General features: G+C 60.6%; 15 protein-coding genes. 11 read left to right on the forward strand and 4 right to left on the reverse strand.

Going from position 1 to position 25476, the window contains the following annotated elements; translation table 11 throughout:
• Window positions 1–48: 48 nt before the first annotated feature.
• From FYK55_RS22825 to FYK55_RS22860, 8 genes are all read left to right on the forward strand, one after another.
• Window positions 49–696 (forward strand): ECF-type sigma factor, encoded by a 648-nt coding sequence (locus FYK55_RS22825; RefSeq protein ID WP_150078940.1) that lies wholly within the window; start codon window positions 49–51, stop codon window positions 694–696.
• A 78-nt stretch (window positions 697–774) separates the two neighbouring features.
• Window positions 775–3798 (forward strand): serine/threonine-protein kinase, encoded by a 3024-nt coding sequence (locus FYK55_RS22830; RefSeq protein WP_150078941.1) that lies wholly within the window; start codon window positions 775–777, stop codon window positions 3796–3798.
• Window positions 3795–4226, forward strand: coding sequence for a hypothetical protein (locus FYK55_RS22835; protein WP_150078942.1), 432 nt, complete (start codon window positions 3795–3797; stop codon window positions 4224–4226). Before FYK55_RS22830 ends, FYK55_RS22835 begins: the two co-directional genes overlap by 4 nt.
• 433 nt (window positions 4227–4659) lie before the next feature.
• Window positions 4660–5988 (forward strand): hypothetical protein, encoded by a 1329-nt coding sequence (locus tag FYK55_RS22840; RefSeq protein ID WP_150078943.1) that lies wholly within the window; start codon window positions 4660–4662, stop codon window positions 5986–5988.
• A gap of 28 nt (window positions 5989–6016) precedes the next feature.
• Window positions 6017–8191: a GAP1-N2 domain-containing protein gene (locus FYK55_RS22845; protein ID WP_150078944.1), complete on the forward strand. Its 2175-nt coding sequence runs from the start codon at window positions 6017–6019 to the stop codon at window positions 8189–8191.
• Window positions 8192–8199: 8 nt separating this feature from the next.
• Complete coding sequence (locus FYK55_RS22850; RefSeq protein ID WP_150078945.1) at window positions 8200–11088, forward strand: hypothetical protein; 2889 nt, start codon at window positions 8200–8202, stop codon at window positions 11086–11088.
• A gap of 5 nt (window positions 11089–11093) precedes the next feature.
• Window positions 11094–11990 carry a DUF4339 domain-containing protein gene (locus FYK55_RS22855; RefSeq protein ID WP_150078946.1) on the forward strand — a complete coding sequence of 299 codons (897 nt, stop codon included), beginning with the start codon at window positions 11094–11096 and terminating at the stop codon, window positions 11988–11990.
• 352 nt (window positions 11991–12342) lie between these two features.
• Complete coding sequence (locus FYK55_RS22860) at window positions 12343–14994, forward strand: hypothetical protein (RefSeq protein WP_150078947.1); 2652 nt, start codon at window positions 12343–12345, stop codon at window positions 14992–14994.
• Window positions 14995–15012: 18 nt separating this feature from the next.
• Here the strand turns inward: FYK55_RS22860 and FYK55_RS22865 are convergent, their stop codons facing one another.
• On the reverse strand, window positions 15013–15615 hold the full coding sequence (locus tag FYK55_RS22865; protein ID WP_150078948.1) for a cation diffusion facilitator family transporter: 603 nt from the start codon (window positions 15613–15615) through the stop codon (window positions 15013–15015).
• Window positions 15616–15829: 214 nt separating this feature from the next.
• Here FYK55_RS22865 and FYK55_RS22870 point away from each other — a divergent pair, with 214 nt between their 5' ends.
• From FYK55_RS22870 to FYK55_RS22880, 3 genes are all read left to right on the forward strand, one after another.
• Window positions 15830–16939: a lysylphosphatidylglycerol synthase domain-containing protein gene (locus FYK55_RS22870; RefSeq protein WP_150078949.1), complete on the forward strand. Its 1110-nt coding sequence runs from the start codon at window positions 15830–15832 to the stop codon at window positions 16937–16939.
• A 129-nt stretch (window positions 16940–17068) separates the two neighbouring features.
• Entirely contained in the window at window positions 17069–17701 is a 633-nt protein-coding gene (locus FYK55_RS22875) for an RNA polymerase sigma factor (RefSeq protein WP_150078989.1), read from the forward strand.
• A gap of 60 nt (window positions 17702–17761) precedes the next feature.
• Window positions 17762–19204 carry a hypothetical protein gene (locus tag FYK55_RS22880; RefSeq protein WP_150078950.1) on the forward strand — a complete coding sequence of 481 codons (1443 nt, stop codon included), beginning with the start codon at window positions 17762–17764 and terminating at the stop codon, window positions 19202–19204.
• A gap of 102 nt (window positions 19205–19306) precedes the next feature.
• Here FYK55_RS22880 and FYK55_RS22885 read toward each other — a convergent pair whose 3' ends face one another.
• From FYK55_RS22885 to FYK55_RS22895, 3 genes are all read right to left on the reverse strand, one after another.
• A complete protein-coding gene (locus tag FYK55_RS22885) occupies window positions 19307–20311 on the reverse strand; it encodes a PIN/TRAM domain-containing protein (protein ID WP_150078951.1) in 1005 nt (334 codons plus the stop codon).
• 553 nt (window positions 20312–20864) lie between these two features.
• Window positions 20865–22847 carry a c-type cytochrome domain-containing protein gene (locus tag FYK55_RS22890; protein WP_150078952.1) on the reverse strand — a complete coding sequence of 661 codons (1983 nt, stop codon included), beginning with the start codon at window positions 22845–22847 and terminating at the stop codon, window positions 20865–20867.
• A gap of 99 nt (window positions 22848–22946) precedes the next feature.
• On the reverse strand, window positions 22947–25415 hold the full coding sequence (locus tag FYK55_RS22895; protein WP_150078953.1) for a DUF1549 and DUF1553 domain-containing protein: 2469 nt from the start codon (window positions 25413–25415) through the stop codon (window positions 22947–22949).
• Window positions 25416–25476: the final 61 nt, after the last annotated feature.

The following is a 25476-nucleotide window of genomic DNA, read 5'->3' on the forward strand; positions in this document are numbered from 1 at the left end:
GGGGCCCCAGCTCTTGGCCGATTTCCGCCTTTCGGTCATCATGAAATCATGGATCACCTGGAAAAGTTCGTCGAAGCCGAAAACTTCTCGGTCGCCCTGCAGCGGGTGCGCGACGGCGATGACGAGGCGATCGCGGAGCTTTGGAACAACTACTTTCAGCGGCTGGTCCACCTGGCCGCCAAGCGGCTGCCGACGAACCTCAGGCGGTCGGCCGACGAAGAAGACATTGCCCTGTCGGCATTCAACAGCTTCATTGCCGGCATCCGACGCGACCAATTTCCCGATTTGAGCGGTCCGGACAACCTGTGGGGGCTGTTAATCACATTGACCGGCCGCAAGGTCAGCGCCCATTTGCGTCACCAGACCCGCCAAAAACGCGGGGGCGGAGCCGTGCGTGGTGAATCGGTGTTCATGGACGCCGCTGACCTGCAAAAGTCTGCCGGGATCGGTGGTGTTTCCGGACAGCCGACGACGCCGGATTTGAATGCGGAATTGCAGGAGGAATGTGAACGGTTGTTGGATCAGTTGCCGGACGACCAACTTCGGCAAATCGCGGTCATGAGGATGGACGGTTTCCTGGTGGACGAAATCGCCGACCGCCTGCAGATCAGCAAACGGGCTACCGAACGCCGGCTGCAATTGATCCGGCGGACGTGGTCGGAAGCTGTTCATCATGAAGATGGCACCCATTCCTGATCGGCCTACCTTCAAAGCCACCCAGCCATGAATCATCCTGAACCCATCTGCCATTCTGGGCCAGTCAGGTAACGCGAGATGAATCTTGACCAGCTGTCCGCCGCCGAACTGGCCGTGATCGATGCTGTTTGCTTGGATTTTGAGCAGCGACTTCGCAGCGGCCGCAGGGTTTCGGTCGAATCGGTGATCACATCCTTTCTGGAATCTTCTTCGGCGACGGATCGTGGCACGTTGGCAGAACCGTTGAGGCAAGAATTGATTGCCGTCGAGCGGGAACTGGACAGCGCAGAAATCCAAACCGAATTTCAGTCCCAACCGGTGCGGACGCCATTCCAGCCACGAACACGTCCGCCCGGCGGCGACGAATCCGGCAAGCCGGTTCCGACGGCGCGAGTCGGCCCGGAAACTTATAGCGAGGCACCCGCTGCGGCGTCCGTGTCGGCAGCCCAGGGCGATCGGCCGTCCGGTCGTCCGGCGTCGAGTGGTCCTGCGGAGAACGGTACGGCGGAGAACGGTACGACTGAGAATCGCCAAGCTTCCCAGGGAGATTCCGCATCAAACCCGGGGCGACCAAGCCCGGCGCCGGGGACGGACCCGCAAGCGGGACCTGAGACGGTCGGCGGGGGCACGCTGCCGGGAATCGGGGGCATGCAAACGGCCGGCGACACCATTCCTGATTCGGTCGGCCCCTACCTGATCGTCGATGTGCTGGCACGTGGCGGCATGGGCGTGGTGTACCGCGCGACCGACACGCGATTGGATCGACCGGTCGCGATCAAAATGTTGGGGTTCCCTCACCTGGCGGGCAGCGATCCGAAGCGGACGGAGTTGATCGACCGTTTCGAACGCGAGGCTCGGGCGGTGGCCGCCTTGTCGCATCCCAACATCGTGGAGCTGTTTGACGTCGGCGTGCAGCACGCGATGCCCTACGCGGTCATGGAGCTTCTCAACGGGACGACGTTGGCAAAGCGATTCGCGCATGGGCCTTTGTCCGCCGAACAGACTCGCCAGGTTGGGATGCAAATTGCCGGTGCTTTGGCGACCGCCCATGCCGCCGGCGTGATTCACCGTGACCTGAAACCGCAAAACATCATGGTCGTCGATCCGGGGGACTCTGACGACCGCGACGCGATCCGGGTCAAGCTGGTGGACTTTGGACTGTCGCGCGTCAGTGATGCCGTGTTGCCGGACGCGGAAGTCCCGGCCGGCGAAACACGATCGGGGACGATTCTTGGCACTCCGGGCTACATGGCACCCGAACAGGTGCGCGGAGAATCGGCCAAAGACGCGGCGGATATTTTCGGGCTCGGCTGCATCCTGCACGAAGCGTTCTACGGCACGGCTGCGTTGCCCGGTCAAACCCCGGCCGACCGGTTGGCGGTCACGTTGGCGGGCGACGTCCAGTCCGACCTCAATCGCTATCGCGAGGCCCCGGAGCTGGGTGACCTGATCTCGCATTGCCTGGAAAAGCAAGCTGGGAAACGTCCCAGTGCGACGGAGGTTTATCGCAGGCTCCGTCAACTCTCCGCGGTTCCGGCGCAGGAGTCGCTGCTTGTCAACGACGGGAACTGGTCGCGTCGACACGCCATGGTCGCTTTGTCAGGTGGCGTCGCTGGAATGCTGTGGGGTCTGTGGCCTCGTGACAACGCCGCCGGTCGGTTGGGAGACATTCGCACGCTGGCGGTGCTGACGCCCCGCAACTTGAACGAGAACGCGACGCAAGATCGCAGCGGATTGCCCTTGGCGGGGCGGCGAATGTCCGATGGCGAAGCAATCGCGGTGGCGTTGGTCAATGAGCTGTCCGGTGTGGAGGGCTTGGCCGTCCGTCCGTTTCGTCCGCAGATGGCAGACTCTCCTGACGACTTCCGCAGGATCGGTGAGAACTTGAATGTCGATGCGTTGCTCACCGGCGCGTTCGAATTTCAGCAACACGGGGCACTCCAATATTGGGTCTTCAATTGGCAGCTGGTCAGCGCACAACGCGGCAATGTGTTGTACGGCGAACAATTCGTCAGTGAACTTAGCGGCGACCAATTGGGAGAGCGGTTGCTGACGCAGACGGGCGTGGCATCGAAAATTGCCAGACGGATCGATCGTGTCTTGGTCAGCACCGCCCAGAGCGGTCGGTTTCCAAAACCCGAAGCCTACGGATGCATGGTCAAGGGTTGGGCTCAGGCGGACATCGACAGTGTGGTCGGATTGCAGCGTGCCTTGGACTGTTTCCGGCATTCCTATCAGGTCGACAGTCGGTTGGTGGAGCCGCTGGCAGCGGTTGCGGTGACCGCCTTGCTGCTTGCCGCACGCAGTGAAGACGACACCGCGAAAGCTTTGTTGGGCGAGGCGAATCAGTCGTTCGTCGACGCGCTTCAGGTCGATCCCGATTCGATGGATGCCCAGTTGGCTCAGGCGATGTACGAATGGCAGACGCTGCAACACTACCAGGATGCGCGCGACCTTTTCGGCTCACTGGCCATGACGCATGAATACAAGTGGCAGATCCAGCACCAATTCGGATTGCTATTGACCGCCCTTGGAGTTGAATCGGCGGCGATCGACATGTTGCGGGCCGCCAGCAAAATGAATCCGATGTCGGTGTTGGTCCGGGCGGATCGCTGTCGTGCCGACTGGTTCTTTCACTACCCGGAACGCGCCATCCGCGACGCCAAGTCGTATTTGTCCGGGGCCACCGAGCGTGATCCGGCCAACCATCTGATGACCGGGTTGTTGATCGACATCTACGAGGAGCAACGACAATTTGGGTTGGCCGCGGAACTGTTCGGATGGGAGCAGTCGGTCAATCATCCCGAGGAATACTTTCGACGCAGGGAGGAAACGTTGGTCGACATTCCCTATGGACCGTTCGGGCCGACCTTGAATCGCGCCATCTTTGATCTGCGGGCGGGCGACGTGGTCGTGGAAGAGCTTCCCGGTCGGCTGGACGAATCGGGCGCGCCGATGTTTCCTCTGTTGCTGGCCAGGCATCCGGCCTTCGCCGCGGTCCGTGAAAGTGCTGCGGCAGAGCGTTATCTCCCTGACGAGGAATCACTCGCGGTCGTCACTCCCACCAGGCAGAATGCCTACCGTAGGACAACCGATTCGTGAAGTTCTCCGAGCAGATGATCGAGTTGGCGGTGCGTTTCAAAGCCGGTGGCGTTCCATGGACTCCCGCGGCCGGTGATTACGTTCTCGACCGGGAGGGCATCGTCGATCGTGGATCGCCCTTTCAGCCAGGTGTCTACTTCGTGCTCAACTACGACCATTTCATGCGATTGGCCGGCGGTGAGGACGCATTTCGCCGCCGGTTGGTGTGGTTGCCCACGTGGGAACAGTGCCGTGAGATTCTGCGTCAGAGCGGCATGACGGACGGTCAGCTTCAAGCGGAGCTAGTCGAACGCAACGCAATCGCCGGCGGCACCGAGCGTTTGGCCGTCTACGAATTGATTGCGGACCGCTATCCGGTGGCTCCCGGTTCTGCCACCGCGGGTTCAGGATTCTTTCAGCCTGTGAAAGACGGCCGCTCATCTTGCTGAGGCAGTGTGGCTGTCGCCGCTTCGCGGCTGGTGGTGTCCGTGTAGCCGTTTCCGTCGGCTAAAGTCGACGGCAGGGGGCTGTCGGCGCTTTGCGACTGGGGGTCGGGGCGCCGAATTGGCGCAGCGGCATGGTCGTCTGGTTGGCGGCGTAATCGATACGGTCCGGCAGATTACCGCAATCCTCGTCCGTTTCTAAGAACTCACGAAGGATCAGCGGCGTCCAAAAGGCTAGCAGCGGATAAAAACCCCTAGGTTCGGGTCGGAAAGGTTACGAAACTTCTGGTCAGCTGAATCCCTGGCCGGGCGGAACGCACAACGTTTGACCCTGAACGGGATTCGCACACCACCCGTTCGGTGGAATGTGCGATGGCCGCCATGTATAGTGATCCCCTGAACTCCCCTCGCTTCCCACCGCGACTGAATAGCCTCTGGAATGCTCAGCACGGCAAAGTCTCAATCGCTCACCCTGCTCAACAAGGTGACGTGTCCGCACTGTTGGCACGCCTACGCGCCCGAGGAGTCGTTGTGGATTTCGGAGCACCCGGATCTGTTGGGTGATGCGAAGCTGGGCTTCCAGCACGCCAAGCGTTTTCTCCCCAGCCGATTCAGCCCCCAGGGCGATGCGATCGACGAACTGGGACAGTATGCGACTCGGATGGCATGTCCGCGCTGCCATTTGCACGTCCCCCGGTCGATGTACCAGGTGCCCAGTTTATTTTTCAGCATCTTTGGCGCCCCCGCGTGCGGTAAGAGTTATTTTCTGACGTCGATGTCCTGGAAGTTGCGGCAGACGCTTCCGAAGCGTTTCGCGGTCTCGTTAAGCGACGTCGACGCGGCGACCAACTCGCGGATTCATGAATACGAAGAATTGCAATTCATGAACCCGGATCTGGACACGCCCGTCGCTTTGGCGAAGACCGAAGAACAGGGCGACATGTACGACACCGTGGACATGGGCGATCACAGCGTGTCGCTGCCGCGTCCGTTCATGTTCAATTTGCAGCCGCTATCCAGCCATCCCCGGTACAGTCGCAACCGAGAGATTTCCAAGCTGGTTTGTTTGTACGACAACGCGGGGGAAAGCTTTTTTCCCGGGGCGGATAAGACCGTCAATCCGGTCACGCGTCACTTGGCGTGTTCGAAGTGTCTGTTCTTCTGCTTCGATCCGACCCAGGACACGCGATTCCGGAGGGCCTGCGAGGGCAAGTCGGATGATCCCCAGATGGCGTCGCGGACGTCCAGGATGGCGCGTGAAACCACCGTCCGTCAGGACACGATTTTGTTGGAAGCGATCCAGCGGGTGCGGCGGCACGCGGGATTGCGTGACGATGAACTTCATCAGCGACCATTGGTGATCATCGTGACGAAGTGGGACGCCTGGAAGAATCTGTTGCCGGACATTTCCAACGAGGAACCCTACCTGCCGGTGGAAGGATCGAAGCTGTGCCGCTTGGACAGCGCCCGAATCAAGAACGTTTCGGACAAGGTGGGTGAGTTGATGGCGGAGATCTGTCCTGAGATCGTTGCCGCCGCCGAAGGTTTCTCGACCAGTTTGACGTTCATCCCGGTCAGTGCCAGCGGCACCAGCCCGACCGTCGATCCGGCAACCGGTGCGTTGGGAATTCGGCCTCGTGACCTCCAGCCCTATTGGGTTGAAATCCCGATGCTGTTGGCGTTGCGCAATTGGGCAAGTGGATTGATCGGGGCGACTGACGGCGGGGCACTGCTGGAAGACGGTCGCTGGATGGTGGAAAAGCTGTAATTCCGGCGGACGGCGTGAAACGCGTTTGATGAGTACCGAATTACTTTACACGTCTGCTCCCAAGGGGCTTCGCCACGGCAGTCGTGGGTTTTGCACCGTGCTGACCACGTCGGGGATGCCGATCAACGTGATCGGAAAACTGGAGTCGATCTCCGGTTATCGGCATCTGTTTCCGCCGGACAGTCCGCGCGCCGGTGAGAATCCCGTCACCCAGGCCCACCAGCGGGTCAGCTTGGGCGGGCAACTCGTTTCGGTGATTTCACGCATCGCCGCCTATGGCACCGACTACTCCGGACGGACCAACAAGCTGGCTCATCACGTGGCGTTGGATGCGTCGGAACTGCCCCAGGCGGGACCCGCCTGGTTGTTGCAACAGCCGACCGTGATGCGTTCGCAGTGGTACGGTCAATGCGAAACGCCGCCGACCGGACCTTCAATTCCTCGCGGCGACCAACCACCACGCATCTGTTCGTCCTGGAAGTCCGTGACCGGTGATGCCGGCTGGGGCGGCGTGGTTGCCGAAGCGTTTGCCGCCGACGCGGGCCAGCCGTTTTGGATCGTCTATTCGTTGGACCACCAGGACCGCTTGTTGGAGATGATGGACGAATCGATCTCGCTGTTGCCACCGTCGCAACGTTGGCGAGCGACGTTCAACACGTTTGCGGTCAATGTGCCACCCGACGTCGATTGTCGTGTTCGGATGGTACCGGCCGGAACCGAAGAGGCGCGGTTTGCAACCTCCGCCGGCAAGTGCGTCGACTTGACCCGAACCCAGTCCATCACGACTGCCTCGCAATGGGTCGAGCGGGCTCGTGGAAAGCTGCGCGGCGATGGCGTGTCGGTGGGAACGTCGACCGGGTTTTCCGCGGTCCAGGATCCGGTCGACAGTGAAGGAGCGTCGGTGTGGTCGTCGTCGGAGGAATCGGCTTCGGGGCCACCGCCGACTCCTCAGCCACCGGCATTGCCCGACCAGCTGCGAAAGCATTCCGGCGGGCGTTTGTGGTGGTCTTCCTTGGCGGTGATTGTCGCCCTCCTGATGCTCTCCGGCATTTGGTGCCTGTCGCGTTACTGGGCCGGTTTGCCCCTGTTGCCTGGAGGTGCGTCAAAGCCGGCGGCCCCGCTCGCCGTCGCTCCGCCGGATGCCAGTGTTACCGAGCCGGTGGTGTCGGAAACCGAGGAACAACCGACGGTTCCGACTCAGCGGCTTGAGTTTCCTGTCCGTTACGATCAAAAGCAGATGCTCGGCTGGGTGCTGGGCAATCCGGACGCCGAGACGCCGTTGCCCAGCCCGATCTCCTTGCGTGGTCGTTTGAATCTCCCCTCCACGTTGGGGCCGCGAGAGTCCGGCGAGACCGTTCAAGCATCGGTGGCCGATCCGTCTCCTGTGTCGAACGCCCCCGGCGCACTGAACTCCGCGACGGCCTCGGACGGCGGTCAAGCCAGCTCGGACCGAGAGAATGCGCGACGGGATTCGGCCGCGACAACCGAGTCGGCTTTCAAGGCAACCCTGATCGCCTGGGGAGGCAAAGCGGTGCGCCTGCCGCCGGCGGAGTCCGTGCGGATCGAATCGACTTCCCTCGCCAACATTGTCGGCACGTTCCAGGTGCATCCGATCCCAGACGTTGATCCGGCACTGAGTGCCAGCACGCGTGTGTATTGGCGTCCGGAAGGTGACGATTTGATTGCCATTTCCGGATTCGATTGGCATGCCGACGGCAATTCCAGCGGGGACGCCGCGAGTGGCGGCCAAGCGGCCGCTTACCGGACGGTCGGTCAGTCGCTGGCGAACCTGTCAGCGTTATTTGCATCGCTGCAGCAACAAAGTGCAGAATTGCCGTCATCGTTTCGCAGCATCGTCGCCCCTTTGGTACTGCGAGGCAATCGCGGTCGGGAATCGTTGGTTCGGTCTCTGTTGCGTTCGGCAGACGACATGGACGAGATTATCGACGAAGCGATGGCGGTGACCGATCAGATGCAGGCCGAGGTAGCGGGCCAAGCCGGACCGCTGAATAAGTCTCAGCAAGACGCGTTGTTGCGCGCCGTGTCGGACTGCGAGCGGATTGTTCGATCCGCACAAGAATTGGAAGAAAGTTTTCATGTGCTGCAACAGGGCTGGACTGTCGACGTAGCCGATTTGCGCTTTCAAGACTCAGACGGCGACCTGATACGCCGTCTCCCGCTTCGATTTCATTTTTCCTGGTAACGTTCACGATGCCGACAACCGTAGACAAAATTCGAAGCGCTTTGGAGAAACGTGACGGGATCGCGGAAGAGGAAATGCGTCCGCTGGCGGAGTCCTACCGGTCGGAGGTCCAGGCGGTCAATCAGCGACTCGATGATGCCGTGATGTTGCTGCGAAAGGGGCTTCGGAGCGAAGCGATCCAACGCGTGGAGATGACGCCCAACGCCTTGGATGCCGCCGCCGATCTGGATTTCCCCGAATGGGATGATTGGAATGAGATCCTGCAATTCATGGGGATCCCACTGCCGCCGCGGTTGAACCACGAGTACGTCGCGCAAATCAATGAAGCGATCATCGAAAGTCTGCCGCTGGATGCCCTGTTGCGGCGCCATCGCCGGCTGGCCATCGCCAAGGCGCCGCTGTCAGCCCGTCTTCGAACGCTGCGACAGATCGCACGCGTCGATTCCAGTAATCGGGTCTGGAATGAAGATGTGGAGTCCTGGGAGAAGGTGCGGCTGCAGCAGATCGATGCAGAACTACGCAACGCGCTGGAGGATGAAGACGCACGCCGCCTGTACGACTTGCATCGCGAACTGACGGGAGATTCCTGGCAGATCACACCGGCACCTCGGTTGATCGAGCAGAGTGCGTTTGCCGCCGAAGCCCACGTGCGTCAGAACCAGGAAGCGGAGCTGGGCAAGTTGGCGCCGCAGCTGAATCAAGCATTCCAGAATCGCGACGAGACCGCGGGGCGATCGCTGCGTTCCCAGTGGCAATCGATTCGATCCAAGTACAGCGTGCCGGTACCAAGTCACTTGGAACAGAGCATCGCCCCGGCGATGAGTTGGCTGGAAGATCTGGATCGCCAGTCGGTCATGGAAAGTGAGCGACAGATGGCGATCCAGCGGCTGGAAACCGCATTGGACGAGAATCACTCCATCTTGGACGTCAAGCAGGCGTTCGAGGAAGCATCCCGATTCACGCCCGGTGTCCCGGAGGATCTGGCTCAACGCGTGCACGACCGAACGCATGCGCCGGCCAAACATCGCCGGCGGAAGATGCAGTTGGTCGCGGGCGCGCTGGGGCTGCTGGCGGTCATCGGAATCGTCAGCGGGACGATGATGTTTCTCAAGTCCAGCAAGGAGCGTGACCGCAAAGACAAAGTCGCGCAGATGCAAGACTTCGTCGACAAACAGCAATACGATGCTGCCCTGTCCTTTTTCGCTTCGCTGCAATCTGCCGATCCGGAGTTGGCTGCGGACTCGACCATGGTGGCATTGCACGCGACGGCACAAAAAGCGATCGAGAAGCAAGATTACCGTCTGGAGCGGTTCGAGAAGTTGATGCGCCAGGCCAGCAGCGACGATCCAGCCCTGATCGATGAATCATTACTGCCCCAGTTGGAAGAACTGGCGGAAAGTGACGGAGAGCGGGCTCGGGTTGAGGATTTGAAACGTCGCAAAGAGCAGTACCTGAAGCTTGAATCGGAACGCCAGACCGATCAAATGTTGGGTAAGTTGGCCGAACTGCGAAACACCTTCAACCAGCTGCAATCGCGCGGCGGAACCCCCGCCAATCTGCAGGCACTACAAAACCTGTTGACGTCGGTGGTACGACTTCCCAATCAATTCCCGCTGCGTGGCCAGGACGCGGTGGCCAAGCAGAGCGTGCTTCGCGATCAGGTGTCGTCGACGCTGAATCGTTTGAAAGAAACCGGCATGATCGCCGAACAACGGGGTGAAGCCATCGGCGCTTTGGTGTCGGCCCGGACGTTGGACGTGTATGCCGACCTGCTTCGCGACTACTCCACGCGATCGGTCTCGCGGACCGGATTCATGGAGTTCGGAACGGTGTTGGACGAAGAATCACAGTGGCGAGATGTCGATCGCACCAATGCCTGGTTGAAGGAATTGGAGCAGCGATTGAAAAGCGGCGTGTCGTCGGGCGAAGCCAACCAATTGATCGAATCGGCCCAGGAACTGAAACGGGCCACGGAGCCCAATCCGGTGTTCCGGGCGATGCCCGATTTCACCGAAACGATGAAAGAGATCACCGGCAGAAGGCAGATCCTGGAGGATACGATGGCCCGGATTTCACGGCATCCGTTGGCCAAGGTGGTCACCCTGGCGGTGGACGATTCCTCCAGTCCGAACGGCAAGACGGCTTACTTTCTGTACGCCGACGATGCCGAAGCCAACGCCGATCGGTTTTCGCAGAGCGGCAGTTTGGGGTTGGAAGTGATCTCGGACGAATTGGGTGGCGTTCGCAATCGTCCCTTCAACGGTCCCCTTCCCAAAGTGTTGACCGAACCCATGGACACCATCGCCGACATCGTCAGCCAGAAGACAAAGCAGCGAATCAATTTCGATCAGTACTGGGAACGGACATTGATCCTGTTGGTCGCAGACGTTCGCAAACGCGACGACGTCGACGGTTTGTTCAAGGAATGGCTGATCGACCAACTGCTCGCGGCGGGCGTCCAGGGCAGTGAGCAGCTGAAATCGTTGATCCCGCAAACGATGCAGATACTGCGTCGGCGGACCGCCGCGCGTCAACGATGGTACGAGCCCCGCCCCTTCGATACGTCGCTGAACGATCAATTGGACGCGATGTTGCGCGCGGAGATGCCGATCGCACTGCGTCGCTTGAGCGAGCCGCTAAGCCACTATCAAGCGGTCGCCTCCGAACGTTTGGAATGGATCGGCTTTCTCGCCAAATCCGCTTCGGGCCAGATCGAGTATCATTTGCGAGGTCCTTTGCCTGAGACGGATGGCAAACTGTATGTCGCCGCGCCGGCCGAATCGGCGGCCAATACGTCGATCGTTTCGGTCGGCGAATTGAATCAGGGCCATATCCGCCTGTCGCCCAATCCGGTCCATCAAGTGCCCGGACGCCCCATCTTCCTGTTCCCGAATTAAACGGTATGACTCAGCTTGAACGTGTCTTTGTCCGATTTCGTGGCCGCACGATCGGTCCGTTCAGTCCGGAAAAGATTCAGGAGATGGTGCGCCGAGGGCAGGTCACTCGCATGCATGAACTTTCCGGCGACGGTTTAAGCTGGATGAAGGCGGACCAGTTTGGGAGTTTCTTTCCCAGGGTCAGCTCCGTGCAATCGGGCGATCTGGCGGCGGAAGCTTCCAATGTCCCACCGGGAGGGCAGGGCGGAGGCGCCGCAGCGACCGCCAATGAAAACGCGAGTGCCCAGTGGTACGCTCATGTCAACGGCGAAAAGCAGGGGCCCGTGTCGATGGATCAAATGCGTCTGTACGCCGAAGCGAAGATCCTGAAAAAGGACTCGTTGGTCTGGAAGAACGGCATGGATGCGTGGAAGCCGGCTGTCGAAGTGTTGGGAGAACTGTTCGGGAAAACCGGCAAGGAGGGAATGGTTTCCTCCAGTGCGGGCGACGAAGCCGAAGCCGGCGGCATGACACCGATCACTGGTGAGCTTTCGTCTCAATACGCGGGGACGTTGATGTTGGGAATCGCGTTACTCGCCACCGGCGGCGTTCTGGTGATTGCTCAACTGTTCGCGCTCAGTCAGGGGACCGGCCCCACCAATGCGGATTACCTGGCCACGGCGGTGCGGGTCGCGTTGGGGCTTGTGCTGGGAATGGCAGGTGTGCTGGCTTTGCAGGTCGCGGCAAAAATCCAATCGCTACGAGAATATGCATCGCCGGCAGCAGCGCTGATGACGGTGAAAACTGCCAGTCAGTTCTGGCTGTACGCCGGCGTGGGATTGATGGTCTACCTGGTGATCCTGGTGGTGGTGCTGGTGATTGCCCTGGCAACCAACGTGGCCCTGTTGGACGTGCTCGTCTGACCAACTGGCCTCCCCTGGTTCCAAGGCTCCGGCCTTGGAACCGGCTGTCCGGCAGGCTCCGCCTGCGCACCTTCGCATCGGGGCTGGCGGAGCCAGCGTGCAGTGCGTTCCCGGGCGGGAGCCCGGGAACGAGGGATGAGGCCAACGCCCCCCTGGTTCCAAGGCTCCGGCCTTGGAACCGGCTGCAATCCAGGCTCCGCCTGCCTTCGCCTCGGCAAAGTCTCAAGTGGGAAGATTTCCCAAAAGGAATCGCATTTTTCTGCACGGATGCAGCCGCGGAAGTGCACTAACAGGGTAGGCGGCCGGGACTCGGTTTTCGTCCCGCAATACACCCCCAATCCGCGCGGTTCCGATGCGACTCACTCTACGCACCTTGCTGGCTTACCTGGACAACACGCTGGATGAACAGGACGCGCAGGCATTGCGTGCGAAGCTGGAGCAAAGTGGGTACGCGACCCAGGTCGTCCAGCGGATTCGTGCGGTTCTGGCGGCGAATAACCTTTCGGCGCCGGCCCCCGATTCGGTTCATCCGATCGAGGAGCCGAACATGATGAGCGAGTATTTGGACAGCACGTATTTGGACAGCCCGTTGTCACCGGAGCAAATCACCGAGATCGAAAAGGCTTGTCTGGAATCCGAGCCGCATTTGGCCGAAGCGGCCGCTTGCCACCAGATCTTGACGATGGTGTTGGGACAACCGGCAAAAGTTTCTGACCAGTTGCGGGATCGAATCTGCGCGATGGTGGGTCCGGACGGCAAGGTGGCTCCGGGGATCGGTGGGACTCGTTTTGCCGCGGGCGGCGAAGAAGCGGTCGGGGCCATCGCTGGCGAGATCGGTCCTCGGTATTCCGATATCCAGATGGACCAAGACGCGGCTGGACCGTCGCCGCCGTTGCCGGAACCGCCGGAGGCGGATTTCGGTGACGGCGTTTCCGACGCGGAACCGACTTACCCGCCACGTGATTCACAAGCCGAAACACTGGATTCGGGCCGACGTCGCATGGGCCCGCCGGCTCCGCCGGTGCAACCGGTCGGGGTGGACGACAGTGGGGTCTTTCAGGCGGCGACGAAATTGCGCGGTCAGTCGGATCCGTTCGCCGAGCCTTCGGCCGGGTTGGAAGACGCGGCGCCGTTGGCCGGCAGCCGCCCGATGTCGGAGTTGCGGCGCTCCGATTTCTACGAAGGCGACGTGAGACCGTCTCGGATCACTCCCTGGCTCGTCTCGTTGGCATTGGTCGGCGCCCTGTTGTTTGCAATCAGCCAGATCTTCGCGCCGCTGATGAACGACGATCGTGTCGCTCAGAAAGACGACTCGAAAGTGTCGCAGACGTATCCTGACGTCGAAACGCAAACAGATCTGCCGGAGAATGATTCGGGGGGCAAGGCTTCCACGGACGTCGATGGCGGGCAGGATTTGTCCGACGCGGACATGGTCGCCGAAGAAGCTGAGACCGGTTCGCAAGCAAGCGAAGCGGATCAAGCGACAGGCGAAGAACCTGAATCAGATGGGACGGCCGAACCATCGCGGGAAACCGGCGCGGACCCTGGCCAGCCTGAGAAGGAGCAACCCGACACCGCAGATGCGTCCCAGCCGACCGCTACCGACAGCATCCCGGAACCAGACTCCGATGTTGCGATGGAAGATTCCGGCAACGAGCGATCAGAATCCGCCGCTCCGGGCGATCAGGAAGTGACTTACGAAGCGCCGCCGGTTCCGCCAGGAGCGGGGACGCCGGACGCGGAGGTTGCGATGACACCGAAGGCTGAAACGGAGCCGGCCGAAGGGCTTGCCGAACCGCCGACGGAAGAGCAGCCGCTTTCGGTGGTCGGCGCCGTTTTGGCCTCCGAGGATGCCCTGGTTGCCAAACAGGTCGATGAAGATACTTGGCAATTGTTGGCAAACGAAGATGCCATCCAGCCCGGTGACGTTTTGGTTTGTGCGCCCGAATATCGAGCCCGTCTATCTGCTTCCAGCACCAAGCCGGTGATGGTGACGCTGGTCGGACCCACCAGGATTGGTTGGGCACCCATGCCCGAGACCGCTGCGTTCGACGTGGTGTTCGGCAAAGGTTTGGTGGCGATGGTCGAGGCGGGACAAACCGTGTCAATCGGCTTCGCGGACCAGACCTGGTTGATCCGATCGGCGTCGGACAATGCGACGGTCGCGTTCCATCTGGTCCAAACGCGAGAGTTGGGGACCGATCCGCGGGTTCCGGAGAACCATCGCAACGAAATGCGATTCATCGCAACCACCGGCGACGTCCAGATTGAGACGTCCGATGGGACGACCGATTTGAAGACGCGAGAACAACTGGCTTTTCAGGTCCGGGCGGACGAGTTGACCGCTTCGGAGCCCGTGATGTTGGACCAGATGCCGTCGTGGGTGGATCCGGAAACCGACACGGGAACCCTGGAGTCGGAAGCGGCAACGGATTTGTTATCCCTGGTTCGCCAGGACGATGCCAAGTCGCTGTTGCTCTCGCTGCGGGTCGCTTTGGATTTTCGACGCAACGAAGTCGCCGCGTTGGCCGGGAAGACCATGTTGGCGTTGGGTGACGCGTCCGCGTATTTCGGCGTGGACGGATTGTTGAGCAATCCGAAACAGCGGTTGTATTGGTCCTCGCATTTGGATGCGCTTCGCAAGACCATCGGTCGAAGTGCCGACGATGCGTTGGCAGTGCGACGTGCGATCGCCGGTGAGAACGAAGCGATGGACAACGCCGACGGCGACACCCTGTTCCGGCTGCTGATGGGATATTCGCAGGACCAGCTGAAGACCGGCGGTGATGCCGAGTTGGTCGCCGATTTGGAGTCCGCGTCCATGCCCGTGCGAGTCTTGGCGTCCGAGAACTTGCGTGATATTAGCGGGACGACCTTGTTTTTCCGCCCCGAGGAAGCTGTCAGCAGTCGGCGCGACGAAGTCGTCAAGAAGTGGAAGGTGCGATTGAACAAGGAGAGCATCCGTTGGCCGGATCCGGCCGTTGCTCCGCCGGATGAAGAATGATCGGCCGGCGGTGACGTTTTAGTCCTCCTTGGCTTCCTTCAGGGTTTCGAGTGCTTCGCGAACAATCAACAGGCTAATCACCAAGGCGGTGACCGAGTCCAACCACCACCACCGCCAAAGAAAGAACGCCCCGCTTCCGACCAGCAGCGCAACCGAGAGCATCAGGCATGCCAGGGTTTCTTTGGAATCGGCAACCAGACTGGGGCTGTCGATGGATTTACCCAGTCGGTACTTCGCCAGAAACAGAAACGGCATCACGATGATCGAAGTGATCGCCAGAGCGATCGCAATCCAACTGGCTTCGGGTGAATCTCCTTGGATCAGCGACTTGGTGGCGTCCACACCCACGTATGCAGCCAGGGCCAACAAGGAATAAGCGACGCAGGTTGCGGCGCGTCGTTCGATTCGTTCAAAGGATTCATCATCCTCTTGCATGCCGAACGCCCAAAACCGCCAGATCATCACGGCGCCGGACAATGATTCGACAAAGCTGTCCAGGCCAAAGCCGAACAGCGCCTGGCTTCCGGATAGCTGGTTCCCGATCATCGCTACCGCACCCTCGCCAAGGTTGTAGACGACGGTCGCAATTGAAAGTAGCAGAGCACGTTTTCTGGCAGACACCAATGGACGGATACCATGGAGCGGGTAGTAGTGGTCAATAGGAGTTGAAGCCGTATCGAGCGGCCCGGTGGTTCCTCGTGATCCCGATTGCTATGATCCGTTGCAGATTGCGGATCGATGGGGGCCGCGGTTCCTCAATCGTTGCATGAATCGGAAACTTCTCTCAAGCCGTCGGGCCGGTTAATACCCAGATGGTTCGAATCTCGGCAGTCGGATGCGTGAATTGAAGCGAGTCGCCAAAGTCCTGATCGCCTTGATTGTGGTGGTCGGATTGACGGTGGCGACGCACCGGGCAATTCAGCAGTGGCAGGAGCAGTCTCGCCGGGCCGAAGAGCGTGTGGAGGAAATCGAGCGGAGGATTGCTGCGTCCTCGTCTTTGGCCGAACGAGAGCATCTGAGCGCTGATCGGCGGGCGGCTTCGGCGGCCATCCCCAGTTTGACGAATCTGCGTTGGTCCTGCATCTCCGCCGCCGCATTGTTGTACTTCGTCGGTCTGGTGCCGGGCGGAGTGGTGCTGTCGGAGGGCGTGCGAACGTTCGGTTGTCGGGTGCCGCTGCGAGAGGCGGTCATCGCCCAAGTCATGGGACACTTAGGGAAGTACGTGCCTGGCAAGGCCATGGTGGTGGTCATCCGGGCGGCTCGGCTGTCGGCCAGTGGGGTTCCGGTGTCAATCGGTACGACGGCCGTGTTCTTGGAAACCTTGCTGATGATGGCAGTCGGTGCGGCGTGGGGCGGTGCACTGATTTGTCTGCTTCCGGTGCCCCGTTGGATGGCAGTGTTGGCATTGGTGGGCGGCATTTCCGCCTCGGTGCCGACGGTCCCGCCGCTGCTGCGCCGTTTGGTGGCGCGGATCGGTGTGTCAAAGCTGGCGACCCAGGCGGACAGCGACCTGGGGACGCCGGATCCGGTGGCGGAATCCATTGCGGAGGTTCCCGCCAATCCGACTGGCGGGTGGCGATACTTTCGCGCGGCGTGGTTTTGGCAAACGATCGCTTGGGCATTGATCGGAGGTTCGTTTGCCTTGCTGGTCGCGTCCATTCCTGGCCGCGACGGCGAGACGTTTGGCGTGGTGGCAACGGCGGCCTCGATCGCCGCCATTTGCCTGGCGATGGTCGTCGGTTTCGCGTCGTTGTTGCCCGGCGGTGCCGGAATTCGGGAGCTGACGTTGATTGTCGTTCTGGGGCCGGTGGTGGGCGAATCACGAGCCCTGTTGGCCGCGATTGCCGCACGGCTGCTGTTCATCGTGGTGGAGTTAGTCGCCGCGGGCGTGGTCACTTCGGCTCAACGCTGGAAGGGGGGCGAACGCCTCGATCCGGCGACCTGATTTCGGCAGCATTCCCCCGCGAAACTTGTTCCGCGTGGGCGGGTTTCAACATGATAAACTGACCGTGTCACCATCCGCGTTCCTCGTTTGAAGTCTCAAAAGCGTTTGTCTGTCAGTGAATCCACGGCGTTGCGTTATCAGCAATCGGACCCCGATGTCCGGCTGATGCTGCGCGTCCGCGACGATGACGCCGCCGCCTTTGAGGAATTGCTTCGAAAGTACCATCCCCGCCTGGTGCGATTGATGCGGACCATCGGGCCTCGGCCCGATTTGGCGGAGGACCTGGCACAGGAAACGTTCATGCGGGTCTTCCGTGCGCGCCATCGGTACGAACCGGGGGCAAAGTTTTCGACATGGTTGTTCACCATTGCGGCCAATGTCGCCCGCAACGCGGCGCGCAGCATGGGCCGACGACAGGAAGTTAGTGAGGTGGACGCCCCGGCGGCTCCGGACGGTTCGCAGGCGGTCGGCGTGCTGGCAGCGACCGCCTTGGAAGCGAGTGGCTTGATGCCGACGCGGTTGGTCGAAGGTGTCGAGCGGGCGGAAATCGTTCGGCAGGCGGTCAGTGTGCTCGGAGAGCGGCAGCGGACGGCATTGATGCTGTCCAGGTTTGAAAACCTGAGTTATGCCGAGATCTCCGAAGCGATGGGATTGTCAACCAAAGCGGTGAAGTCGTTGCTGAGTCGCGCGCGTGTGAACTTGCGCGAAATCCTGCAACCCTACATCGATGCCGGCGTCATTCCCAATGAGGTGGATCCGTGAAAGGTCGGAAGAATCTTGTATGTTCTGGCTGGCGTCTCTGGTGATTGAGACGATCAAAAAATGAAAGATAGCGTCCTGCTTACCGACGACAATCCGGTCGATCCGGATGACGAATTGCTTGTCGCCTACCTGGATGACGAGCTGAAAGAGAGCGAGCGTGTGACCGTTGAACAGCGTTTGATCAACGAGGAATCGCTGCGGCGACGATTGCAGTCGCTGCAGACCGGGTGGGAATGGCTGGACGAGTTGCCCGGCGAAACACCAAACGAAAAGCTGGTCGAATCAACGATCGAATTGGTCGTTTCCGACATTGCTCCCGCAGCACCGCAAACGACCAGTTGGTGGGCACGTCATCACCGTGGCATCGCCCTCACGCTGCTGTCGCTGTTAAGTCTGCTGGTGGGCGCGGCCGGGATGGCGATGAGTCGGCACGCAATGCTGCGCAGCGAGCTGAGCGATCTGGAGGTGGCGGAGGATCTGGACGCCTATCTGGTCGGTGCAGATTTCGACTTCTTACGAGAATTGGCCGCCAATCCGCAATGGATCGCGATGCTGGAGGCGATGGAGGATGTTTACGGACAATCGATCTCGCCGGAGAGTTCCATGCAGCCGATCCCGGTCAGCCGTCGAGACGAGTTCATCGTTTCGCTTTCGTCCGAGCAACGCGATCGGTTGGAATCGCGCTGGTACACCTTTCAGCGCTTGAGTGAGGAAAAGCAGCAGGCGGTCCGTGATGTGGCCAAACAGGTTGCCGACCAGCCGGATCACGACCAATTGCTGAAAACCATGAAAGCATTTTCCGTGTGGCGCGAAAATCTGGATGACGACGTGAAGGACCAGCTGGATAGCGACGATCCAAAGGTCGCACGCAGCGCTGCTCAGCAGGCGATTTCGGAAACCATGGAAGATTTGGCGCGTCGATCCGGAACGTCCATCAGCGAAGAGACGGCCGAACGGTTGTTCTTTCGGCTTCGCCAATTGTTGGAGCTGCGTGTGGAATCCAACCCCGAACTTGCCGAATCCATGGAACGCTCGCGGCGCGGCGTCTTTGGCGACCGGACCGAGGGGATCTACTTGCGAATGATGGTCGATGGCCGCGATTCCCGTGGACGCCCCGGATTTTTTCGCCCCCCACCCTCGGGTCCGGGATCGTCGTCGTCGGATTCGTCCGATGAGCGATCGTGGTATCCCGCTGAGATCACCGAACAGGAATTGCATGAACTGACGCTGTTGCTGAGCGACGAAGCAATGGAAAAGTTAAATGCCCTGACCAACCTGCAAACTCCCTTTGCCCGAGACGCGGCGGTCGTCATGACGATGCGAGCCTGGGCGCAAGAGGCGATCCGACGCGAAGCACCGATGTTCGATGCCGACCAACGATCGGATCTGGATCGGTATCTGGAGCTAAACAACCGCGATGAAGTTGATCTGCTTCCGCCCGACGAGATTCTTCGCCGCGTCGCACCGGAAGACCGCTGGGGCAACCGTTTTCGCCGCCGTTAAGAACGGGAGCGAGCGAATCCATGGCGGCAGCCGTGATCGCCGGAGCAAAGGAGTCGGGTTGTAGCCGCGGTCCGGGACAGTCGCTTTAGCGGAACGATCGGTTTAGCCTTCGTACTTGGCGAAAATCATTTTCCCGGCATTGGTTTGCAGCGTGCTGGTCACCCGCACGTCGAGATCCTGTCCGATGCGATTGCGAGCCCCTTCGACGACGACCATCGTCCCGTCGTCCAGGTAGCCCACGCCCTGCTCGGGACCTTCCCCGGGTTTGATGATCTTCACCCGGAACGTTTCGTCCGGAAGGTAGACCGGACGCAGCGAGTTGCTGATCTCGTTCAGATTGATGACCGGGACATTGTGCAGCTTGGCCACCTTGTTCAGGTTGTAGTCCCCCGTGACGACCTTGCCCTCGAGATGCTTGGCCAGCAGGACCAATTTCAGGTCCACAGTTTGCCCCGCCAGTTCCGGCAGATCCCGATCAAAAATCATCAGGTCGACCTTGTCGTCGGCACGCATCCGGTTCAACACATCCAGCCCACGTCGTCCCCGGACGCGCCGCAGTTTGTCGCTGCTATCGGCGATTGCTTGCAGTTCGCTGAGGGCAAAACGGGGCATGATCAATTGGTTGTCAAAGACACCCGTATTCACCAGATCCGCGATTCGACCGTCGATCACCACGCTGGTGTCCAATACCAGGGGTTTGAAACCTTTCACTTCGCGAACGAATTCAACGTACGGAATCAGGAACCGAAAGTCGTCCTTGGTCTGGATCAACACGCTGACGCAGACGTAACACAGCAACATGCCCATGATCAGCTTGACGGCGTTTCCCACCAGCAAGGATTGCGCGAACAGTGGCGCGATCGCGATCCAGAGGATGTAGCTGAGCAGCATGCCAATCAGGACGCCGAAGTACACCGCAGAAATCGAGTCGATGCGTTTTCTGGGGATGAAGATATCGGCCAGGATGGTCGCGACCGCTGTTCCCATCACCCCCGCGAAGACCAGGTAGGGATTGATTTCAGCATCGCTGGGCAACGCCGTATTGATGATGGCCGATACACCGCCGGCACAGAGCAGGAAGATGCAGCGGAGGATGATCAGTTCCATCGGACTTCTTCGTCAGCGTTTTGATAATGGGTCATCGGCGAGGCGGCGGCAGGAATGTGCTGGATGCTGGTCGCTGCCCCGAAAGCGCACGTTCGAACCCCACCGATGAGGTCAAATTCGTCCACGCGACGGTCAAGCCGAGCGGGGCGGGCCACTTCAGTGACATCCTCCCGGCCCCGGAAGACCGGTCACGCCATGAGTTTAGAACAGTGGCGGCGGAATCCCCAGGGGACAGAATTCTGCGGACCGATCGACCCACGATTCACCGTCGACGCGGCCGCCACAACCGCTTCGACCCGCGGAATCGCTGTCAAGCGATGGCGGGCGGGGTGTCGGAGAAGGAGCGATGATCAGCGAGTAGGGCTGCCCCGAAGCTCTGACGAAAATGGCTACCGTAAATGCCTACGCCACGCTCTGGCGAGCGTGGCTCCCTTAGAGGCAACGCGGGCCAGCCGGGGATTGCCAGCTAAGGATCGCCACCCGCGTTCGGGGGTTGCATTCTGCCGCGATCGCAACGGCAGCGACGGAGGGCTGCCGCCCGGGGCGGGCAGGATCAGTTCAGCTCGGCGAGCATCCGGTCGACTTTCGACTGGACCTTTGCCGTGACCGCCGCGATTTCGTCGTGGGCCGCCTTGGCTTGATCGGCGGCCGCTTGCGCCTGGGCAAGTTTCTTTTCCATCTCGCCGCGGGTTGCGACCAATGCCTCCGCGGCCGCCGTGTGCTTGGCCGCTGCCGTTCGGTGCGTCGCGATCGAGGCGTGGGCGGCGATTCGCTGACGCCGTTTCGCCGCGGTCGTGGTCAGTTGTTCCGCAAGCTTCTCTTCCGCTTCGGCCAATTGCTGCATTTTGGACGCGTCCTGCTTGAACGCGACGCGGACGGCGGTGACCTGGTCTTGCAGATCCCGCAACGCGTCGGTCAATCCAGGCAGCGACTGGTCCAACTGGGCGACCTGCTGTTCGGCCTGTTTCGCCGCGTTTTCGCTTTGGCTGGCCAGTTCACGCAGCTGCGCCACTTTGGCATCCAATTCGTCAATTGGCTTCTTGGCCGCGGCGACGGCGGAAACCGCCTGGTCGAGTGCCGCCTTGGCGGGGGCCAGTTGCTTCTGCATCGAAACCAATGTGGTTTTCACTGCGTCGATACGGTTCTTGATGGGCTCCGGATTGGCAGCCAATGCAACTTTGGCGTCAGGATTCTCAACCGGCGTGTTGAACACTTTGCCATCCCAGTTTCCGTAGATGACGCGTTTACCGTCATGCGAGATGGCGACTTCCAGCATGGCTTCGTTGCCTTCTTGAAATGCCTTGATCTCTTTGCCGGAGGCATCCCAAAGCTTCGCCCGGCTGTCACGTCCGGCGGTCGCCAGTCGACCCTGGTGGTCGAACGTCACGGCGGTCACGCCGGACCCGTGCGCGTTGATGCTTTTGATGGTGTTTCCGTTGTGCATGTCCCACAGCTTGACCGTGCCGTCGGCGCTTGCGCTGGCCAGAACGTTCGAATCGTCGCGCCAGGCGACTTGATTGATCGCACCCTTGTGCCCGGTCAGATCCAGGTACAGGCGTCCGGTATCCGCTTCCCAAACGCAAAGACCACCGGAGCGGTCACCGGACGCAATCAACACGCCGTCCGGGCTGTAGGCGACCGAGTAAATCCAGTCGGTGTGTTTCTTCAGGTCAAACAATTGCTCGCCGGATCCGGCGTCATAGATTCGCAGCATCTTTTTGGGGCCGCCCAAAGCGACCCGCGACAGAGAGTCGTTGGCATCGGCACCAAAGACAGTGTCCAGTTCGTCCCCGATGGTCGCCATTCGTTCGCCGGTTTTGACGTCATAGATTGCGACCAAGCCGCGGACCGAGTGGGCGCCCCCGCCCACGATCAGGTAGGCTCCGTCGCGGCTGAAGCGGATTTCCTGGGCGATGCCCTCGGGAAAGGGAAGGATGCCCAGCAGCTCGGACGTCTCGGTGTGATACAGGACAATTTGCTCCTGCCCGGCGATGGCGACCAGGGGCGCCCAGGGGCTGGCCGCCAGAGCGGTGATTGCGGCCGCCCGCTCGGTGACGACCGGTGTGCTTTGCGGGATCGACTCGGGCATCGCGACCGGGCCTTCCGGCTTACCTCCGGTGGATGCCACGAAGGCCAACGCATTGGTCTTTTTCTTTTTGGCTTTCGAGCCGGAATTCTCCAGGATCCCGCCTTCGATCCAGGCGCGAATCAGAGCGAGCTGTTCGTCGGGAAGCTTGTCCTGGTTGGGCGGCATCACCGGCGTGTCATCGTGATTGACCAACTGCCACAGCCGGCTGCCTTCGGCATCGCCGTCGTCGAACACCACTTCGCCGCTGCCACCGCCCTCGACCAGCGATCCGTAGGTATCCAGCGCCAGGCCGCCCTTCTTTTCGCCTTGGTTGTGGCAGTTCAAGCAGTGCTGGCGAAGGATCGGCTTGACGTGCTCTTCGAAGGTCACCTTCTGAGGCAGGTCGGCGCCCTGGGCAATTGCTCCGGCGGCCGCGAAACATGCGAAGAAAGCTGAACGAACACTCATGGATCGACTCGGTGGAATTCGAAAACGGATGGCGATCGAAAGGGGCAATCGATCGTCGTCGGTGGGAAGGCAGGGATTGGGCCGGAAGCGACCCGGGGGTCAGTGATTGAAAACGAATTCGCGGCTGTTCAAGACGGCCCAGAAAATGTCTTCCAGTGCCGCCGCTTTGTTCTCGGCGGCGGTGATCTGCGGCATCAACTGGTCCAATTCTTCACGGCTGGGACGACGAGCGAGACATCGGATGTAGATGCGATCGAGCACCTGCTGCTCACTCAGTCCTTCTTTCTCCATCCAGTTCTTGACCTTGTTGCCGTTGGCGACCTTCTGGCTGACGCTGCTGCCATTGAGCAGGTGCAGGGCCTGGGAGAGCGAGGGGTCGGTCGACGCTTCGCATTCACAAACCGTGTCTCGGGGAGCCCGTCCAAAGGTGGTCAGGAAATAGTTGGAGGTGCGGCCATCGGCGATCTGGACCGCCCGGGCACCCACCGGCAAACCGTTGAACTTGTCGGGCGCTTCGGTCACCTGACAGATGCAATCCAACAGGCTTTCGGCGGGGATCCGACGAATCACCGCGTGAGCGTAATTGCGGTGGTCGTGAGCATTGGTTTCGTTCGTTTCGCTGCTCCGCTGGTACGCTTGGCTGGTGCAGATGTCACGAACAAGGCGTCGGAAATCGAAGTTGTACTCGATCAGCTTTTCACCCAGCTTGTCGAACAACTCCGGGTTGCTGGGCGGATTGCTGACCCGAATGTCATCGACCTCGTCGACCAGTCCGACACCCATGTAATGGGCCCAGACCCGGTTGGCGATGGACGTGGCAAAGTACGGGTTTTCCGGACTGGTCAACCATTTCGCAACGACTTCTCGACGATCCTTGCCTCGGGTGTCGGGCGATTCACCGCCCAGGAAGGTAGGCGGCACGGGCTTTCCGGTGACCAGGTGATTGATCTCGCCGCCGCCGCGGTTGTAGATAACCCGTTCGCGATAGTCCTCGGCACCTTTGCGTCCGATCTGCGAAAAGAACGAGGCGAAGCCGTAGTAGTCGTTCATCGTCCAGCGATCGAACGGGTGGTTGTGGCACTGGGCACACTGCGTCCGGATTCCCATGAAGACTTGGGCGACGTTCTCCGCCGTCTTCAGGGTGTCTCGTTCAATCTCGTAAAAATTAGTTGCCGGCGAATTGAAGGTGCCGCCGGTGCTGGTCAACAGGTCGCGGACCATTTGGTCCATCGGAACGTTTCGGGCGAACTTGTCCGTCAACCAGTTGGCGTACAAGAACGCCGATTTGTAGCTGACCTGATTGGTACTTTTGATCATCAGCAGTTGAGCGAACTTCATCGCCCAAATCTCGCTGAATTCTTTGCGTTCCAGCAGTCGATCGATCAAGGCCGCACGCTTGTCCGGGGCGGGATCGGCGACAAAGTCCGCGTACTCTTTTTCCGTTGGAAGCAAACCGGTGATGTCGATGGTCGCCCGGCGGATGAACTCTTCGTCACTGCACAATCCGCTGGGAAGGATGCGCAGCTGTTGCAGTTTCTTCCCGACCAACTGGTCGATGTAGTTGCCGGAAATCTCCGGTGGGGTGTACTGCAGATCGGCGGGCAGCGCCAGCACCTGGCTCCCGACCGTGTGGGTGTCGAAACGGGCCATCACGAACGCTTCGCCCCGTCGACCGGCCGTCACCACGCCCACATCGTCGATGTCTGCGGTGCCCGAGTTGTTCGAGGTGAAGGCGGCAAGACGGGTCACGTCGCGCGTCGTCCCGTCGCTGTATCGAGCTACCGCAACGAACCGTTGCGTGGCGCCTTCCCCTTCAATCACCGCTTGCGGCGGGTAGATGGAGACCGAGTCCACCGTGGGTGGCTTGGGATCGGTTGCGTCGGCAACCGCGCCGTTGGAAAGCCATTCCAGGATGGTGGCGTAGTAATCCGAATCGGTTTCGAACAGTTTGCCGCCGGTGTGAGGGACGGACCCGATCGCCTTCTTCAGAAACAGGCTTTCTTCCGGACGCGCCAAGTTCACACGGCGGACGCCGATCTCACGCGTGATGCGTTGGTAGTCGCCCTGCGGATCGAATCCGAACAGGCTCAGACGAAAGCCGTCCTTCCCCCGGGCGGCTCCGTGGCAGGAACCGGTGTTGCAACCCGAACGCGTCAGCACGGGCATCACGTCGTTGGTGAAGCTGATCGGCGGTTTGGCCGTGGCGTTGCTGACGGTGACCGGGATGCGAACTTCCGTGCCCAAATACTCGGCGACCAATTCGGTCTTGCCGTCGGCAACCGGAAGCAATTTGAATCCTTCGCGTTTGACCTTGGCCGGATCCGCGATCCGCCAAATCACGCGATCGCTGGCATCTTCGGTGATCCCATCATCACGCATCAGCACCGCGACAAACGATTGGAAGTCACGGGCCGATCCCAGATTGATTTCCGGCGGGTAAACGGCCAAATCGGGTTTCTTGGGCGGGTCCGACGGCGGTGCCGAACTCTCGTCTGCCGGTGTGGCGGCAAAGGCCGACAGCGCGAACAAGGCCAGCGGCAGCAGCGATGCGACGGTGCGAGATATCATAGGGTTAGCACTTTTCGGGGATGGCACTGCGGGAAGACCGCAGCAACACGGAAGTCGTTGT

The organism is Roseiconus nitratireducens (assembly GCF_008629675.1).
Taxonomy (GTDB): domain Bacteria; phylum Planctomycetota; class Planctomycetia; order Pirellulales; family Pirellulaceae; genus Stieleria; species Stieleria nitratireducens.